Origin of the sequence: Fontibacillus panacisegetis (assembly GCF_900102215.1) — a bacterium.
Lineage (GTDB): Bacteria > Bacillota > Bacilli > Paenibacillales > Paenibacillaceae > Fontibacillus > Fontibacillus panacisegetis.
This window is the reverse complement of sequence record NZ_FNBG01000052.1, coordinates 1-17375: the sequence shown is the minus strand read 5'-3', so window position 1 is coordinate 17375 and position 17375 is coordinate 1. Positions and strand designations below refer to the sequence as shown.

The 17375-nt window shown below is 42.8% G+C and carries 11 protein-coding genes and 1 rRNA gene; 2 read left to right on the top strand and 10 right to left on the bottom strand.

Annotated elements, in window-relative coordinates:
* The 10 genes from BLS49_RS23535 to BLS49_RS23485 all read right to left on the bottom strand — a co-directional run.
* A 16S ribosomal RNA gene (locus tag BLS49_RS23535) occupies positions 1–344 on the bottom strand; the annotation flags it as partial.
* Positions 345–668: 324 nt separating this feature from the next.
* Positions 669–1898, bottom strand: a complete 1230-nt coding sequence (locus tag BLS49_RS23530) for an MFS transporter (RefSeq protein WP_245742759.1) — start codon at positions 1896–1898, stop codon at positions 669–671.
* Between the two features lie 132 nt (positions 1899–2030).
* Positions 2031–3407, bottom strand: coding sequence for an ABC transporter substrate-binding protein (locus BLS49_RS23525; RefSeq protein WP_091236412.1), 1377 nt, complete (start codon positions 3405–3407; stop codon positions 2031–2033).
* Positions 3408–3524: 117 nt separating this feature from the next.
* Complete coding sequence (locus BLS49_RS23520; protein ID WP_091236410.1) at positions 3525–4937, bottom strand: ABC transporter substrate-binding protein; 1413 nt, start codon at positions 4935–4937, stop codon at positions 3525–3527.
* Positions 4938–5135: 198 nt separating this feature from the next.
* The gene (locus BLS49_RS23515; protein ID WP_091236408.1) at positions 5136–6596 is read right to left on the bottom strand and encodes an ABC transporter substrate-binding protein; all 1461 of its coding nucleotides are present in this window, start codon (positions 6594–6596) and stop codon (positions 5136–5138) included.
* 349 nt (positions 6597–6945) lie between these two features.
* Positions 6946–8967: an NAD-dependent DNA ligase LigA gene (ligA, locus tag BLS49_RS23505; RefSeq protein WP_091236404.1), complete on the bottom strand. Its 2022-nt coding sequence runs from the start codon at positions 8965–8967 to the stop codon at positions 6946–6948.
* Positions 8968–9015: 48 nt separating this feature from the next.
* Positions 9016–11388, bottom strand: coding sequence for a DNA helicase PcrA (gene pcrA, locus BLS49_RS23500; RefSeq protein ID WP_091236402.1), 2373 nt, complete (start codon positions 11386–11388; stop codon positions 9016–9018).
* A 293-nt stretch (positions 11389–11681) separates the two neighbouring features.
* Complete coding sequence (gene pcrB / locus BLS49_RS23495; protein ID WP_091236399.1) at positions 11682–12377, bottom strand: heptaprenylglyceryl phosphate synthase; 696 nt, start codon at positions 12375–12377, stop codon at positions 11682–11684.
* A gap of 192 nt (positions 12378–12569) precedes the next feature.
* Positions 12570–13976 carry an undecaprenyl-phosphate glucose phosphotransferase gene (locus BLS49_RS23490; protein ID WP_091236397.1) on the bottom strand — a complete coding sequence of 469 codons (1407 nt, stop codon included), beginning with the start codon at positions 13974–13976 and terminating at the stop codon, positions 12570–12572.
* A complete protein-coding gene (locus BLS49_RS23485; RefSeq protein WP_091236395.1) occupies positions 13973–14908 on the bottom strand; it encodes a glycosyltransferase family 2 protein in 936 nt (311 codons plus the stop codon). The genes BLS49_RS23490 and BLS49_RS23485 overlap by 4 nt, the downstream gene beginning before the upstream one ends.
* 211 nt (positions 14909–15119) lie before the next feature.
* Between BLS49_RS23485 and BLS49_RS23480 the strand changes: the two genes are divergently transcribed.
* Entirely contained in the window at positions 15120–15869 is a 750-nt protein-coding gene (locus tag BLS49_RS23480; protein ID WP_217640078.1) for a MerR family transcriptional regulator, read from the top strand.
* Between the two features lie 109 nt (positions 15870–15978).
* Complete coding sequence (locus BLS49_RS23475; protein ID WP_091236391.1) at positions 15979–17187, top strand: M28 family metallopeptidase; 1209 nt, start codon at positions 15979–15981, stop codon at positions 17185–17187.
* Positions 17188–17375 lie beyond the last annotated feature (188 nt).

Sequence of the window (17375 nt, the reverse complement as noted above, 5' to 3'; positions counted from 1 at the left end):
GGCCGTGTCTCAGTCCCAGTGTGGCCGTTCACCCTCTCAGGTCGGCTACGCATCGTCGCCTTGGTAGGCCTTTACCCCACCAACTAGCTAATGCGCCGCAGGCCCATCCGTAAGTGACAGATTGCTCCGTCTTTCATTATTCCACCATGCGATGAAATAAATTATCCGGTATTAGCTAACGTTTCCGCTAGTTATCCCGGTCTTACAGGCAGGTTGCCTACGTGTTACTCACCCGTCCGCCGCTAACTATCAGGAGAGCAAGCTCTCCATCAAGTCCGCTCGACTTGCATGTATTAGGCACGCCGCCAGCGTTCGTCCTGAGCCAGGATCAAACTCTCCATTAAAGGATGAACAAATCATTCGATCAGGGACCGAAGGATTTTTCATCCGAGATGGAAGGAGTCTCTTACCCGAAGGTGAAGAGGTGTTCCATCTGGTGTTTGACTTGCTCATTTTGAATCTGACGATTCATTGTAAATCATTTTGACGTGATCCATTTGTTCAGTTTTCAAGGAACTTGTTTTTGTCGAACAGTTATATATTTTAGCGAATAATTTCGCTTGTGTCAACTTCTTTTTTTCGATTACCTTCAGCTATCGACAAGTTATCGTTCGAAGCGACAAGAAGTAATTTACCATGTATGAATACTTTTTGCAACATGTAGATTTTTACAATTGGGTTTCTTGTCTCTCATAGTCATAATCACGTTTCTTCTGTTTTTCGAGCTTATGCCACATACACACACCAATTCCCGCAATGAATATTATTGCCCCCGCCAATCTCAATACATCGTCATAATAGCCGCTTAGCGCACTAAGTCCAGACGATCCCGCCACAACACCTATAGAAAAGAATGCGTAAAACAAGCCAAAGGCTTTTCCTTTATTCTCCGGAGTAACATTACGAATAAGCAAGGCATTTAAAGAAGGGAATAACAACGCGAAGCCCAGTCCATAAAATCCCATTACGATATACATACTCAGCTTATCACGAAGCAGAGACAATAATAACAAAGAAATCACAACGAACAGACCACCTATAAAGATAAGTTTAAGAGGAGGCACACGATCAAACAGTTTATTGACAGGTAAAACAAATACGAGAATGGCTACAATCCCAAATGTGCTAAGTAGAAGTCCCGCCGTCTGATCAGGAAAGGAGAGCTGATCCGCCTTAAGCGGAAGCGCATAAGTTAATGCTCCCATAGCGAACATTAGCGAAAAAGCACCAATATAACTTTGAATCACAGGTTTATTATTGAAAATAGATGTAAAGCTCGCCTGCTGTTGTTCGGCAGGTTGTTTTAACTTATTAGAGTTTATATGTTGTATTTGCTTCATATCCGATCGATCATCTCTAGGAGCCCAGATCAAAGCAATAAGCGCACCAATAAAGAGCAATACAGCGGTATAAAGGAATAACAAATCCAGCCCAACGCGAGCTTTTAGAATACCCGCAGCTGCAGGGCCAACAATAGCAGCCAAACCGACAGCCGCACCTGACAGGGCCATCGCTTTTCCTTCGCCACTTCCTTTGGAGGCAAACTTGGAAATCAACGTAAACGCGCTAGGAACTAACAGCCCTCCAGCCAACCCATGCACAAAACGTACAATTAGAAGATAAATCGGATCGTTTACCAGCAGATACATTAACAGAACGCATGCAGTGCAAATAAAGCCGGTAATCAGCACGATTTTGCCACCGACACGATCAATCCATATACCTGCAGCCAGATTTCCAAACATATTAGTCAAAGAATATAGTCCGACTGCAAGTCCTGTTACGAATGAGCCTGCCCCCAAGCTTTTAGCTAACGGTCCCATCACAGGGAGCTGTACAAACAAGTCCATAAAGCATATAAATACAAGTCCATATAACATAAACTTCATTTTTGTCATGATATATCCTCCATTCAAGAAAGCCGTTCAATTCCATTTTCTAAATAACCAGCTGCCAAGAGTATATCAGACATCCAAAAACTAATCTGTTATGCAGAGGCTTGCATTTTTTTGTTCATTATGATCTCTTGTCTACTTCTGCTCTTCATTTCTTTTAGCAAGATCAATCGAAGCTTGTCCTTCTTCCTGCATCGTTCTCAAGGCTTCCTCTAGAGATTTTTCCTTCTCCATAACGAGCCCGATTTCCCGATTCTGGAGTTCTAAGTACTGCGTATAATTGAATCCTGGTACATTTGTCATTATAGTACTATTAGACATTTTGGGCTCAAGCTTATAAAAAGCCTCTAGGCTATGTCCATCAAATTGCAAGGATACGTTCATTCGTGACAATAAACCATCGTTCAATGTTCTTGATTTGATTTTCGCATATTTCTCACCGTTAATAAACTTTACGAATTCCCAAGCAGCCTCTTTATTTTGAGCCTTAGAGTAAATAGATGAGACATTAACCATCGAGAACCCCCGGATCTTATCCGGTTCTGCCGGGTCTACCGGCCCTGCGACAACACCAACTTTAAAGGGTTTATAGTCTTTTATAGTTTCCTGTGCATCTTTTAATTGTGAAAAAATATAAGGACCACTAGTCGTCATAGCCGCTTTTCCCATTATAAAGGGTTTTTTCTCATACATATTTCCGCCAGTGCTGATAAAGTCACTCTTATCCGTATCCAAGTATATATTAGATCCAGTTGCATCAAGCGCAAGCTGGAACACATCTCTCCATGCATCCGTATTAACAGTCAATTCCCTTGTATCCGAGTTCAATAGCTGCAGCCCGTATGTTCCTCCGATCATAAATCGCATAAATTCAAAATCTAACGGGGTTTCCTGACTATATCCAAATATCCGTGCATCACCTTCACCATGGGTAGGAAAACGTCCCGCAAGCTCAATCAGCTCTTTCCATGTCATTCCGTCATGCGGTAATTCAACACCATACTTTTCGAACAAATCTGCATTATATATAATCGCATCACTTTGAAAGCTTGGAGCCAATCCAAAAAGCTTGCCGCCTCCCTCATTCTTCAAATACCTTATCATCCCGGGAAAAATCGTATCCAAGTCATAATTGTCCCGTTCGGCTAGAGGAGTCAGATCGACAAGGTCCCCATTCTTTGCCATTGATCCATACTTCTCAGTACCCAAAAAAATAACATCCGGCTTTTCTTTTGCTATAAAATCCTCGATTATTTTATCTGTTACCCCATTTTTGTATAGTAATGCTGTACTGACAACTTCAAGTTCAATATCAGGGTGATCCATTACAAATAAATTCCCATATTGGCGATACAGAGACTCCTTATCCCAGTAGTACATGACTTTTAAGGTGGTTTTAGATTTATTCACACTATTCTCTTGATTGGTACACCCCGTCAAAGTCCATGTTAACGATAATAACGAACTTACTAAAACCAATCTGGACATCATTATCCCAAATTCTCGCAACATACGTTACCTCCATTCTTCTCTAATAAAAGAGGTTAATCCGACGATAATATCGCGGGATTAACCTCATATTATAATTGCACATAAACGCCAGCGGACACTTTCGTTTATCTATAAGGCTTATTCAGCAGTAGTTTCGGTAGCATCCTTGGCCTTATTCTCTTCTTTCTCCTTAATCGCCTTATCCAATACTACCTGCCCTTCCTCTTCTATCGTCTTCAAAGCGTCATCCAGAGACTTCTTCTTCTCTTGAACCAGACCTGTTTCACGTTCAACGATCGGATTGTATTGCTCATAGAAATTGGTAGGTATTTTCTCTGCACGCGTATAGTATTTCTGATCCAATTTTGGTTTCAGCTTATAGAACACATCCAGACTAATGCCATCAAATTCAGTGGAGTAGCCCATACGCGACAGTAGTCCGTTGTTCATCGTTTTGGACTTGACTTTTGCATAATCTTCCCCGTTGATAAATTTAATGAATTCCCATGCTGCATCTACGTTCGGAGATTTTGCATTAATCGCGAATATCTCGTTAAAGTAAATATCCCGGGTAGCATCCGGTTCAGCTGAATCAACAGGGCCTGCAACGATTCCAAGTTCAAAAGGCTTGTATTCCGGAATAGCCGTCTTGGCTTGCTGCATGCTTTGCAGCATATACGACCCACTCGTCGTTATAGCAGCTCTTCCCATAATGAATAACTGCTGCTTAAAATAATCCTCCATCATAATCGCGCCGTCACTTGGTTTAGGATTATAGATGATTTTTGAATCCATAGCATCTAAAGCAAGCTGGTATACCTTTTTCCACGATTCAGTATTTACTGTTACTTTCAACGTATCAAGATTTATGTCAGTTAAGCCTTGAGTGTTAGCAATGGTTTGCACCATGCTATTAAGCGACATATTGTATTGCGCTGCATATCCGTAAATTCTAGTGTCCTCATCCCCTTCCGTAGGGAATCTCTTCGCCAAATCGAATATTTCCTGCCATGTAATGCCGTCATGAGGAATTTCAACACCATATTTCTTGAACAAATCTGCATTATAATAGACCGCATTGCTGCTAAAGGAAGGGCTCAAGCCATACAGCTTCCCAGCACCTTTTTCCTTCAGAAGCTCAATTAAAGCGGGATAGATATTTTCGATATTGTATTTATCCCGGTTAATTAATGAATCTAATTCTTGGACTTTACCATCTGCAGCATATTTCTCGTAAGTATCTGTGTTAAGCATCAGAACGTCAGGCTGTTCCTTATCAATCAATTCTTGCATTGCCTTATTGTAATCAGTGCCGCCGCCTTGATTATAAAGCGATTGGGTGCTCACTACCTGAATGTCGATATTCGGAAAATTCACTGTAAATAAGTCACCGTATTGTTGAAAGAAATACCCCTGATCAAAAAACATCACCTTGATGCTGGACTTGATGTTTGCCTGCTCTTCTGTCTTGGACTTAGATGTAGTACAGCCTGCTACCAACAGGCAACACACGACTAACATGAGCACCTTATGTAACATTCTACTTTTCATCCTGACCCTCCAAATTAATATTTTTAATTTCCATCTACTATAACGATTACGTTAACATAAATGTTGCAGGATTATATTGATATTTAAAACTTTTATTCCATGTAATGTAAATACACTAAAATTGAAGGATCTATATTATAAAATTTACATAAAAAAAGGGTTAACCCACGCGTGTTCATACGCAGATTAACCCTTGACTTATTTCGTGATTGTTATCACCTCGGCACTTGCTCCGTCCTGATTAGAACTGCCAGCACTTTCTTCGCCGCTATCCCCTTTTTGTTTCTTCTCAGCCTGATCCTTCACTGCTTTATCCAAAGCCACTTGAGCCTCGTCCTGAATGGTCTTCAATGCCTCATCCAATGATTTGCTCTTATCCTTAACAAGTCCAAGCTCCCGATCAACGATTGGCTGATATTGGGCGTAAAAATCAGATGGAATCTTATCCATATTGCGATTACTATCATCCGCAACAGGTTTCAGCTTATAGAATACGTCCAGGCTTTGTCCGTCAAACTCCTTGGAGAAACCCATACGGGACAATAGGCCGTTGTTCATCGTTCTTGATTTAACCTTGGCATATTCTTCACCGTTAATGAACTTAATAAACTCCCATGCCGCATCTACATTTGGTGAATTTGCGCGTATCGAGAAAACCTCGTTAAAATAAAGATCACGAGTCTTATCAGGTAATGCCGGGTCAACCGGACCTGCAGCCATACCGATTTTGAACGGCTTATAATCTTTAATAGAATTTTTAGCTTCTTTCATGTTTTGAAGCAAGTATGAGCTTTCCACCGTCATAGCCATCCGCCCCATTAAGAATGGCTGGCTTTGATAATACTCTTCCATTGTGCCACCTGTGAAACCGCTCTTCGGATTGTATATCGCATTTGATTCAATACCGTCCAAAGCGAGCTTGTAGACCTGTTTCCATGAATCCGTATTAAGCGTCAATTTCATAGTATCCGCATTAATTAATTGTAGCCCTTGTGTTCTTGATATCTGGGAGGCCAGATTGTCAAGAGTCATCCCACCATATTGATTCCCATACCCATAAACACGGGTCTTCTCATCCCCCTCTGTCGGGAAACGACGCGCCGTATCCATAATTTCCTGCCAAGTCATACCATCATGCGGAATTTCAACACCGTATTTTTCAAACAAATCCGCGTTGTAATAAATGACAGTGCCGTAAAATGAAGGCGATAAACCATAGAGCTTACCCTCCCCCTTCTCCTTTAACAAATCAAGCAGACCAGGATAAATTGTCTCTGTGTCGTACTTATCCCGCCCAATCAATGTGTCTATTTCCTGTAATTTTCCTTCCGACGCAAATGTCTCAAAATTACCTGTATTGAGCATCAAGACATCAGGCTGCTCCTTTTCTACCAATTCCTTAAATGCCTTCTCGTAATCCGTTTCCCCGTTACCAGATCTATAGAGGCCTTGTGTGCTTACTACCTCAATGTTAATATTCGGATGCTTCATCGTAAACAAATCGCCATACTGTTGGAAAAAATAGCTTTCATCATGATACATTACCTTAATACTAGATTGTTGCTCCACTTTTTTAGCAGGCCCGCCAGTACAACCAGCCAGTAGCAAGCCACTGCATAACGTTAGTAACGCCAGCTTATGTAGTCCTTTTCTTCTCATCGCAACCTCCAAATTAAACTTTTTTAATAATCTCTCATTGAGTAGAACGTATCGGTATAGAAAATAGTTTCATATTTTACTAAATAATCATTTATTAAAATGGATATTGTGGAGTTATCCACTGTGGATATTTTTTTGGCAAGGTAAAATCCAGTGATCATGCTGTGGATAATCCTATAATCAGCTTGGAAATCACTGAATATGTGGGTATCTAAGTGTATAAGCTGTGCAGAAAGGGCACTTATCAGCGGGGATCGGGTCATTACCTGGTTTTCATCAGACATAAATAATCCCCGGGAGTTACAGCTCAATTCGAGCTTATCCCGGGGATGGATCTCTGTTGTGCAGTCTATTCTTTCTCTCCGTTCAACAACCGGATAAATTCATCCTCATCTTCAATGACAGGAATGCCTAGCTCTACTGCCTTCGTTAGCTTGCTGCCTGCTTTTTCTCCTGCTATAACAAGATCCGTCTTTTTCGATACGCTTCCTGTTACCTTTGCTCCTAGCGCTTCCAGACGTTTAGCAGCCTCGTCCCGTCCAAGCTGATGAAGAGTACCTGTTAGGACAACAGTTTTGCCTGTAAAGAAAGAATCTGCAATCGGTCCTGCTGATTTCTCAGGTGCTTTGGCCTCAACACCCAGCGCCAGCATCTTCTGAATTCCAGCCTGCATATCAGGATCAGCAAAATAAGATACGATGCTCTCTGCTACAATACCGCCGATATCCGGCAGGACAGTTAATTCCTCAATCGTCGCTGACATCACTGCGGACAAATCGCAAAAATGATCAGCAAGCACTTTGGTAGTCGATTTCCCCGTATTCGGTATGCCTAAAGCAAACAGGAAGGAACCCAGATCACGACTCTTACTGTCCTCGATAGCTTGAAGTAAATTGTTCGCTTTTTTCTCACCGAAGCGATCCAGCTTGATCAGATCATCGAAGTTCAATGTATATAAATCAGCAGGTTCATGAATATGCAGCTCATCATGTAATTGCTCAGCTGTCTTCTCACTGAATGTCTCGATATCCATTGCATCACGTGAGGCAAAGTGTGTAATTCTTGCAACAATTTGCGGCTTGCAATCCAGTCGGTTGTTGCAGAATAAATGTGCTCCACGCTGTTCAAGCTGCGAACCACAAGCAGGACAAACTACAGGATATACAATTTCTTCGCCATCCTGCTCCTCTGTCACTTTGCCGAGAATTTCAGGAATCACATCGTTGGAACGACGAATGAACACACGAGTGCCTAAAGCAAACTTTAAGTTTTTGCGTTCAATGTCGCCGACATTGTTAAGCGTACAATTCTGGACCGTAACGCCCGCCAGCTCAACTGCTTCAACCTTGGCAAGAGGTGTGATTTTACCGGTACGTCCTACATTCCATGAGACCGATTCGAGAATCGTAGTCGTTTCCTCTGCCTCAAATTTAAAAGCAACCGCCCAACGCGGAAATTTATCGGTATATCCCAACACCTCGCGAGTGCGCATATCAGTAATTTTAATAACAGCTCCATCAATCAAATAATCCAGAGACGGTCTGCGCTCCTCAATCAACCTCAGCTCTTGCACCACATGATCAAAGCTGTCGTGGTAAGAAATATATGGATTTACCTTGAAACGATTATCTTTAAGGAAGGCCATCATTTCACGATGATCACTATACTGAATGCCGTCGGAATAACCTACATTGTAGAAAAAAGCGCTCAGCTTTCTTTCCGCTGTCGTACGCGGATTCAAATTGCGCAATGCTCCGGCAGCTGCGTTTCGTGCATTTTTGAGCGGTTCAAGCGCAGTCTCGTTATATTTAGCGAGGACTGACAAATTCATGATCCCTTCGCCTTGCACTTCTATCGTTCCGTTGTGATACGGGATTGTTAAAGGTACCGATTTAATCGTCTTTACCTGGGCAAGTATACCCTCCCCCACAGCACCATTTCCGCGTGTAGATGCCTGCACGAGCTTACCGTCGGTATAAGTCAGATTGAGAGTCAGTCCATCAAATTTGAGCTCGACCACATAGCTTGGTGAAGGAAGAGGTGTATCCGGATTTTTACTGTTATAGTCTGCGATCAATTTAATCGCACGATTGTTCCAGCTTTGAAGCTGATCCTCATTCTGCGCTTTGTCCAGACTCCATAGAGGAGAGAGATGACGATGTGGAGTAAAACCCTTCAGCAATTCTCCACCAACTCTCCCAGTAGGTGAAGCCGGGAGTGTTATCCCTGTCTCCGCCTCCAGTGCTACCAGCTCATCGTAAAGCAGATCGTACTCTTTGTCACTAACCAGCGGCTGATCCAAAGTATAGTAGTGATAGCTATATTGATTCAGTTGCTCAACGAGCCCTTCCAGTCTTTGCATAGCATCCATGCAGGGACGACCCTCCTTATTGTTTTCGTGCACAGTTCACTTGATTAATTATTCAGTTACCTTCGTAATTGGAGCAAAGCTGGAAAGGAGACGCTTTACACCGACCGGGGCTGGAAAAGCAATCTGCAGCTCCGTATCGTTGCCCGTCCCTTTGATTGCAACAATCGTTCCTGTACCCCACTTACCGTGTGATACTTTATCCCCGGCATTGAATCCATCTGAGTTACCACCTGCGGGTTTAGCAGCTGACGCTCCAGGTGCGCCTACTGTCATGGTAACTCCGCTATTGCGGCTTCCAGCCGTGCTCGCAGGGCCGCGTGTACCAGCTACTCCGCCGCTCGGGCGGCCAGCTCCAGCTTCAGGCGTTCCGCGATGGCCGAAATTGCTTCCGCCAGTGCTGCCAAAGCCCCGACCGCTATATGCTCCGCCGTTTCCTGCTCCTCGACGGTAACGGTCCTGCGGAACATTCGTTTCTTCTTTTAGGTTATCCGGAATTTCATTCAGGAAACGAGACGGTGGATTCGCTGTAGTTCGCCCAAACAAGGTACGCATCTGTGCACAGGAGAGGAACAGCTTCTCCTCAGCTCGCGTAATTCCGACGTAAGCAAGACGTCTCTCTTCCTCCAGCTCTTCATTATCCAGAAAAACACGACTGTGCGGGAACACTCCCTCTTCCATTCCGACAATGAAAACAACCGGGAACTCCAATCCTTTTGCGCTATGCATAGTCATTAGTACGACTGCATCCCCGGCCTGTGCGTCAGATGCATCATCGTTCATCGAATCAATGTCTGCGATCAACGCCAGATCCGTAAGAAAAGAAACTAATGATTTATCTTCATTATTATTCTCAAATTCCATCGTTACGGACAGAAACTCATCAATATTTTCAAGGCGGGAACGGGATTCTAATGTGTTTTCATTTTGCAGCTCAAGACGGTACTCGCTTTTCTCCAATATTTGCTCTGTAAGCTCAGTAACAGACAAATAATCAACCATTTGATGCAGCGCAGCGATCATATCGAAAAACTCGACAAGCGCATTTCTCGTACGACCCGACAGCCCCAAGTCATCTACGGTTTCAAGCACCCGATAAATAGAAGTTCCTCGCTGACCAGCAGCATCCGCAAGTTTAGCCACGGTAGTATCGCCGATCCCGCGTTTCGGAACGTTAATGACACGCCTTAAGCTGATATCATCATCAGGATTGGATAGCAGACGCAAATACGCAAGCACATCCTTAATTTCTTTACGGTCATAGAACTTGATGCCCCCTACGATCTGGTAAGGGATATCCGATTTAATAAGGATTTCCTCGATTACCCGCGACTGAGCATTCGTACGATACAATATAGCGTGATCATGGTATGATCTCCCCTGCTTGATATCCTTATGAATTTCAGTAGTAACAAAATACCCCTCATCATGCTCGGAGTCAGCGTAATAAACCTTGATCTTATCCCCGTCACCCTTGTCCGTCCACAGTTTTTTCGGCTTTCGGCCTGTATTAAGACCAATCACTTCATTTGCTGCGTCCAAAATCGTCGATGTAGAACGGTAGTTCTGCTCAAGCAAAATCGTTCTTGCTTCAGGATAGTCCTTCTCAAAGTTAAGAATGTTGCTGATATCAGCCCCGCGCCAACGGTAAATCGACTGGTCGCTGTCACCAACGACACATATTCGATGATGCTTGTCCGCTAGCATGCGGCAGAGCATATACTGCGCATGGTTCGTATCCTGATATTCATCCACATGAATGTATTGGAACTTCTTTTGGTAGAAATCGAGCACTTCAGGGACTTCTTTGAACAATTCTATCGTCTTCATAATGAGATCGTCGAAATCCAGAGAATTGTTGCTGCGCAGGCGTTTTTGATACATTGGATATACCTTTGCAACGATTCCCTCAAAATAGTCCCCAATCTTCTGCTCATACTGCTTTGGAGTAATCAGTTCATTTTTTGCTGTGCTAATCATAGCCTGGACTGCTTTAGGCTCAAATTTCTTCGTATCGATGTTCAGTTCCTTCATACAATTCCGAATAACGGAGAGCTGATCCGTGGAATCCAAAATCGAGAAATTAGAGGAAAAGCCGATCCGCTCAATTTCCCGCCGTAGAATGCGCACGCACATAGAGTGAAATGTGGATACCCAAATATCTCTGCCTTCTGCTCCACCAACGAGCCGGGATACCCTGTCCTGCATCTCCCTTGCTGCTTTATTCGTAAACGTAATCGCCAGAATTGCCCACGGTGGTGCCTTGCGTGTAGCAATAAGGTAAGCGATGCGGTGCGTGAGCACGCGCGTCTTCCCACTTCCCGCTCCCGCCATAATAAGCAGCGGCCCTTCAGTCGCTTCAACAGCCTGACGCTGCTGCGGATTGAGGCGTGCAACGGCCTCTTGTATGTTAACAGGTTGCATAGAAATGCTCCTTTCTAAATGACTGTGTATGTGAAAATAAGAGAAATTAACTCATCTACTCTGCGCAGGAAGATGGTACTAGCCTGTTTTTTGACGCTCATTCCGCTCATTCTCCCCAGATCAGCAATTTGCCGCGTAAATCCCTGCACATGCAACTTTTCTGCGGCTTTGGAGAAATTAAAAGTAATTATTTCCCTTATATCTGCGTTATAGTGAAATCAGCTAAAAAGGTACGTTTTTTCCTCAATATCAAAGTACAATTTACCAGCGCCCCCGCGCCTAGGAGTTCATTTTCAAGTGAGTCCCTTAACTACACGTACGGTATCGAGAGCGCCCTGCAGATCACTGTACACCACATTGCCAACAACTACCGTGTCACAAACTGCAGCAGCCCTACGGGCAGATTCAGCGTCCATAATCCCGCCACCATAGAACAACCTGGAATGTCCAAGCGTTCTTTGCACCTCTTTGACAAGCTCCAGATCGCCAAGCTTTCCGCTATATTCGATATATACGATCGGGAGATTAAGCAATCGATCCGCAATCAACGCGTACCCTGCTACCTCGGCAGAGCTCAAATTAACATTAGACCCGGTAATTTTTGCAACTGTACTGTCTGGATTTAACACAACGTATCCCTCTGGAACTAGCATATCCCACGGAATCATATATCCGTATTGCCGGGCCGCCTGTGCATGGTGTCCGATCATCCATTCCGGACTGCCTGCATTCAGCACCATTGGAATCATATATAGATCAAATCCCGGCACAACAGCTTCTAAATCAGAAACCTCAAGTACACAGGGCAATTCATACTGACGTACGCGAGATAACAACTCTGCCGTATTGTCATACGTAACACCGCTGGAGCCTCCAACCATAATAGCATCCGTCCCGGATGTGCAGACCGCTTCCAGCTCCGCGTCCCCAATTTCACGATCCGGATCGAGCTTGAATACGTGATGCCAGCCCTCTATCATTCGCTTCAAAGAAGATTCCCCCATGCACTTGAGATGTTAAGACATCTAATTAAAAATACCTTTCCAGTCACGAAAAACGGGGCAATCTGTCGCCCCGATCTTGTTAAATCATATAGGTATCACGATATATTTGAACTCGCACTTCTAGTCTAAGTTACTGTTAGTGTACTGTCAACGTTCGCATCTGATGGGAACACTTTGTTAATACGCGTTTTTATTAATAAATCCGTTCACAATGGTCTTCAATATAATTTTCATATCCAGAAGTATCGACCAGTTCTCAATATAGAAAATGTCGTGCTCAATCCGATCCTCAATTGATGTATCGCCACGAAGTCCATTGGCTTGAGCGTATCCGGTAATCCCTGGACGAACGTGATGCTTCACCATATATTTAGGAATTCCTTCACGAAATTGTTCAACAAAATATGGACGTTCCGGCCTTGGACCCACTACACTCATATGTCCCGCCAGCACATTAAAAAATTGGGGCAGTTCGTCCAGGCTCGTTTTTCGAAGGAATGTACCAAATTTAGTGCGACGGGGATCATTTTCCGTAGTCCAGCCAGTATCAATTGTACCCTCAGGCAATATTCGCATGGATCTGAACTTATACATTTGGAATGTACGACGATTGAGACCTACACGTTCCTGCTTGAAAATAATAGGTCCAGGTGAAGTCAGCTTCACACCGAGTACAACTAATAACATAATCGGAGACGTAATAATAATAGCGAACAAAGCGAATACAATATCAAACACACGCTTGATTAACTTATTTCCTGCCAGATCCAGCGGTATATCTCTCACATTGATCATAGGCATACCGGCAAAATTGTCAAAGTAAGGGCGCGCAGGCAAATAGTCGAAAAAGTCCGGAATAATCAACGTGCGAACTCCAGTCTTTTCGCATATCGCTACGATTTTAGCAAATTTGGGATGAGCATCTAGCGGCAGAGCGAGAACAACCTCGTCAATGAGCTTGCTCTCCAGAATCTCCTCCAGTTGGTTCACCGTACCCAATATAGGCTTGTATCTCACCTTTTCCGCAGGGTCCCACACACGATTGTCGTCCAAAAAACCAACAATTTCATAACCCAGTTCAGGGTACAATTTCAAATTGTCGTAGAATTTACAACCAAGCGATCCAGCACCAATAATGAGCACAAACTGCTTGTTGAAGCCTTTTTTTCGGAAATGCTTGAGAGATCTTTTGACAAAATAGCGATATAACAGGATGGAAAATACGTTAAAGATCATATACAGTGCCAAGTAGTACCGTGAAATATCTACCTGCTTAACAAAAAACATTAAGCTGAGCAGCACGAACAGGCTTATCCCATGAATCTCAAAGATTTTGAATACTTCATCGGAAAACCGTTTTTTACGCTTAGGAGAATATATAGTGATCAGAACACCTGTAAAAATAGCAATAACACCATAAACTATGCTCCAGAATGCATATATTTCTACCGGCAGCGCTGATTCCTTCGGAATCCATCCACTCTCAAATTTAACCCACCAAGCTAGCAGGAAAGAGATTTGGATAAACGCAAAATCAGCCAAAATATAAAGTTGCGTTAAAAAACGTTGATTTTTGCGAATCATTGTCTTACCTCCAGATTGGACTCAGCCTGCTTATTGCTTGCTGGAATAGGGGTGTTGCTTCCTGTTCCTCTGCGTGGAACCAGTTTGTTCTGCACAAGAGTTAAAGTAAACTTTAGAGCAATTCCACTGAAGACTGCTGCGTTCGTTAACCAGGAATATTGTGCTTTGTAATGCTTTCGATGGAACACCCACATCGCCCTATGAAACTCATAAATAATTTTCAATGGCTTCCTGCGGCTGCTGGCTCCTTTATAGTGAACTATATATGTAGCTGGATGATAATGAATTCCCCATCCTGCCTGCTTTATTCGATAACACCAATCCACATCTTCGCCATACATAAAAAACGTCTCATCCAATCCGCCTATTTGCTGGATCGTCTCCTGCCGAACCATCATAAAAGCGCCGACCAAACAATCGATCGGATATGTCTCATTGGGGTCCATATACCCTAGCTGATATTGATTAAAACGCGGATGATTCGGGAACAGTTTAGAGAACCCAAAAGCATAGTAAAAAGATGCCGATGGTGTAGGAAACCCTCGTCTGCATGCCTTATCGAGCGAACCGTCCGGCAGAATTACTTTACAACCCGCCGCCCCCAGTTCTTTATGGGCATCCATATATGAAATCATCGTCTGAAAAGTATCCCGCTGTACAATCGTGTCCGAGTTAAGCAGCAAAACATAGCGACCACGCGCCACAGCCATCGCCTGATTATTCGCCTTGGCAAACCCGGTATTCTCTTTGTTGGCAATCAAGTGCACATCAGGAAACTCAGCAGCAATTACCTCTACCGAGTTATCAGAAGATGCATTATCTACGACAATAATCTCGTAATGATAAGTCGTATCCGAATCCAATACCGACTGTAGACAGTCAAGCGTCAAACGGCATGTATTGTAATTTAAGATTAAAACACTTAGATCCATGAAACGCGCACTCCTGACAAATATAGTAATCTATCGACATTATATCACAGGAAGGTTCACTGGTAGTTATCTCTATACTTTTTAATAGATAAATAGAACATGAAATTCTATACTATTGAGTCATATCAGTTTACCATGAGCTGGACGAAAGGTCGTAATTCCTATATATAAATCAGAAATAATTACTCACCTTGTTAAAATGGAGGTTTGCATGAATATATACACGCCAACTGAATTAGCCAAAATGTATCATATCCACCCAAATACCATACGGCTCTACGAGCGTCTAGGTTATATATCTACGCCAGAAAGGGCAACTAATAATTATCGCGCATTTACCGAGTTGCATGTATTGCAAATAAGGATATGTCGGTGCATTTTTGGCTATCCCTTTACCAATAAAAATATAAGAAATGCTGGAAATGAGATTATGTGGGCATCAGCAAAACAAGAATGGAACATTGGTAGGCAAAACGCAGAACGATATATACAAATTATCGAGCAGGAAATCGAAATTGCCCGAAAAACAACCTCAATATTAAATCGATGGGTTAATACGGTAAACCCTCAAAAACTCTCGACCGATATTAACTACCTATCACGTAAAGAAGTAGCCGACTATTTTGGTATTACGATTGAGGCAGTGAGAAATTGGGAGCGAAATAGGCTAATTCTTTCTGTCGGAGAAGGAGAAAAAGGCGAGCGGCTTTATTCAAGCACCGATTTGAATAGAATAAGCATCATATATATGTTGATACAAGCCGGATTTAGTATCGCCGCAATTCAACGTAGTCTTGCTATGTATGAGAATGGACATACGAATGAAATGATATCGGCTTTAAACAATCCAAAACATGAAGAACTTGTTTCCGTTGGCGATCAGTGGCTTCATGAGCTAGTACGTCTGGAGAAAGCGGCACAAGCCATCCCTTCAATTTTTGACGAGCTGACAACTTTATAAAACCAACCTTACATATGCACACCACCCCCTCGCTCTAATGCTATGGTTTTTGATAGAGGGTGGGTGTGCTATTCTTTACCTTTATTTTGAGATTTAGGAGGATTATCGAATGGTGGATTTCTTAAAACTGCTGTCCAAAGAACGTCCTGTTGGAACAAAAACAAACACGGAATTGGTAAAAACCGTTGAGAAATATCTATACGATCTGGGTTATTCCATACATTCGTTACCATTTGATTGTATGGTTTGGAATAGCGGGGCTTCTGCTATCAAAATCGATAATCAAAGTATTGCAATTGAGCCAAGCCCTTTTTCAGAGCCATTTAACGGAAGCGGCAAGTTAAATATTGTAAAAACATTAGAGCAGCTAGAAAATATTAACTGTAAGGACGCCATCCTGGTGTTGGCAGAAGATATGACCCGAACCCCATTACAACCGAAAAATTATCCCTTTTACTATCCTGATGAACATAAGAAAATTATCTCACTTCTTGAAAAGAAACAGCCTAAAGCCATTATCGCCGTTACGGGAAAGAATTCGTTGAATGGGCAAAATCCTTTTCCGCTTTTTGAAGATGGGAATTTCCTGATTCCGTCTGGTAACATAGGGAAAGGGTATTTAAAACAGATAGACAGGTTGGCTCATTTGGGTATACCCGTAAGTTTAGTAATCGATTCATACAAAACGGAGGCCAAAAGCCGTCAAATTGTTGCATCAAAAAAGGCAAAAAAGTCAGCGGGAAAAATTATAATTGGTGCGCACATGGATACAAAATATAACACGCCGGGCGCGCTTGATAATGCAGCAGGGGTCGCTGTGTTATTACAAACAGCACAATCTTTAAATTCCTCGGTGTATGATATAGATATTGTCCCGTTTAACAGTGAAGAATTTTATGGTGCTAACGGGGAATTGGAGTATCTAAAACTGCTTGATAGTGAAAGTAAAAAGATTGCGCTCATGATAAATATAGATTCCCCGTGTCACAAAGGTTCAGAAACGGCTATTTCATTCCATAATTTAAGTAAACCTATCGTAAGATTAACCAATAGTCTGATTGCCAACAACCCTAAAATTACAAAAGGTAAAGAGTGGTATGCCGGGGATCATACCCCGTTTATCTTTCGCGGAATACCTTGTATGGTTGTAACGTCATCAGATTTTTTTGATGGTGCATTACAATATACACATACCCCAAAAGATACTTTAGATACCGTTGATTTTGAAATGGTTAAACCTACAGCACAGCACCTCATTGACGTTATAGATTCCCTTTCTGCCAGAGAATGCAAACGGAGATTACAAATTTACAAATAACCTAGTCGGTGGTAATGAGAGAACAGTTTTTTTGTACGGGTTGTCCCCAGGGGCTGTCACGTTCTCCCGGCTACCGCCATCATAGAATGACCATACATCTAGGCCAACCAGTAATATCTGGTTGACCTCATAATACGAAGGGGCTGTCCCAAAAGTAGGGTTAGCGTCAAAACTAGAAATAGCGGTGC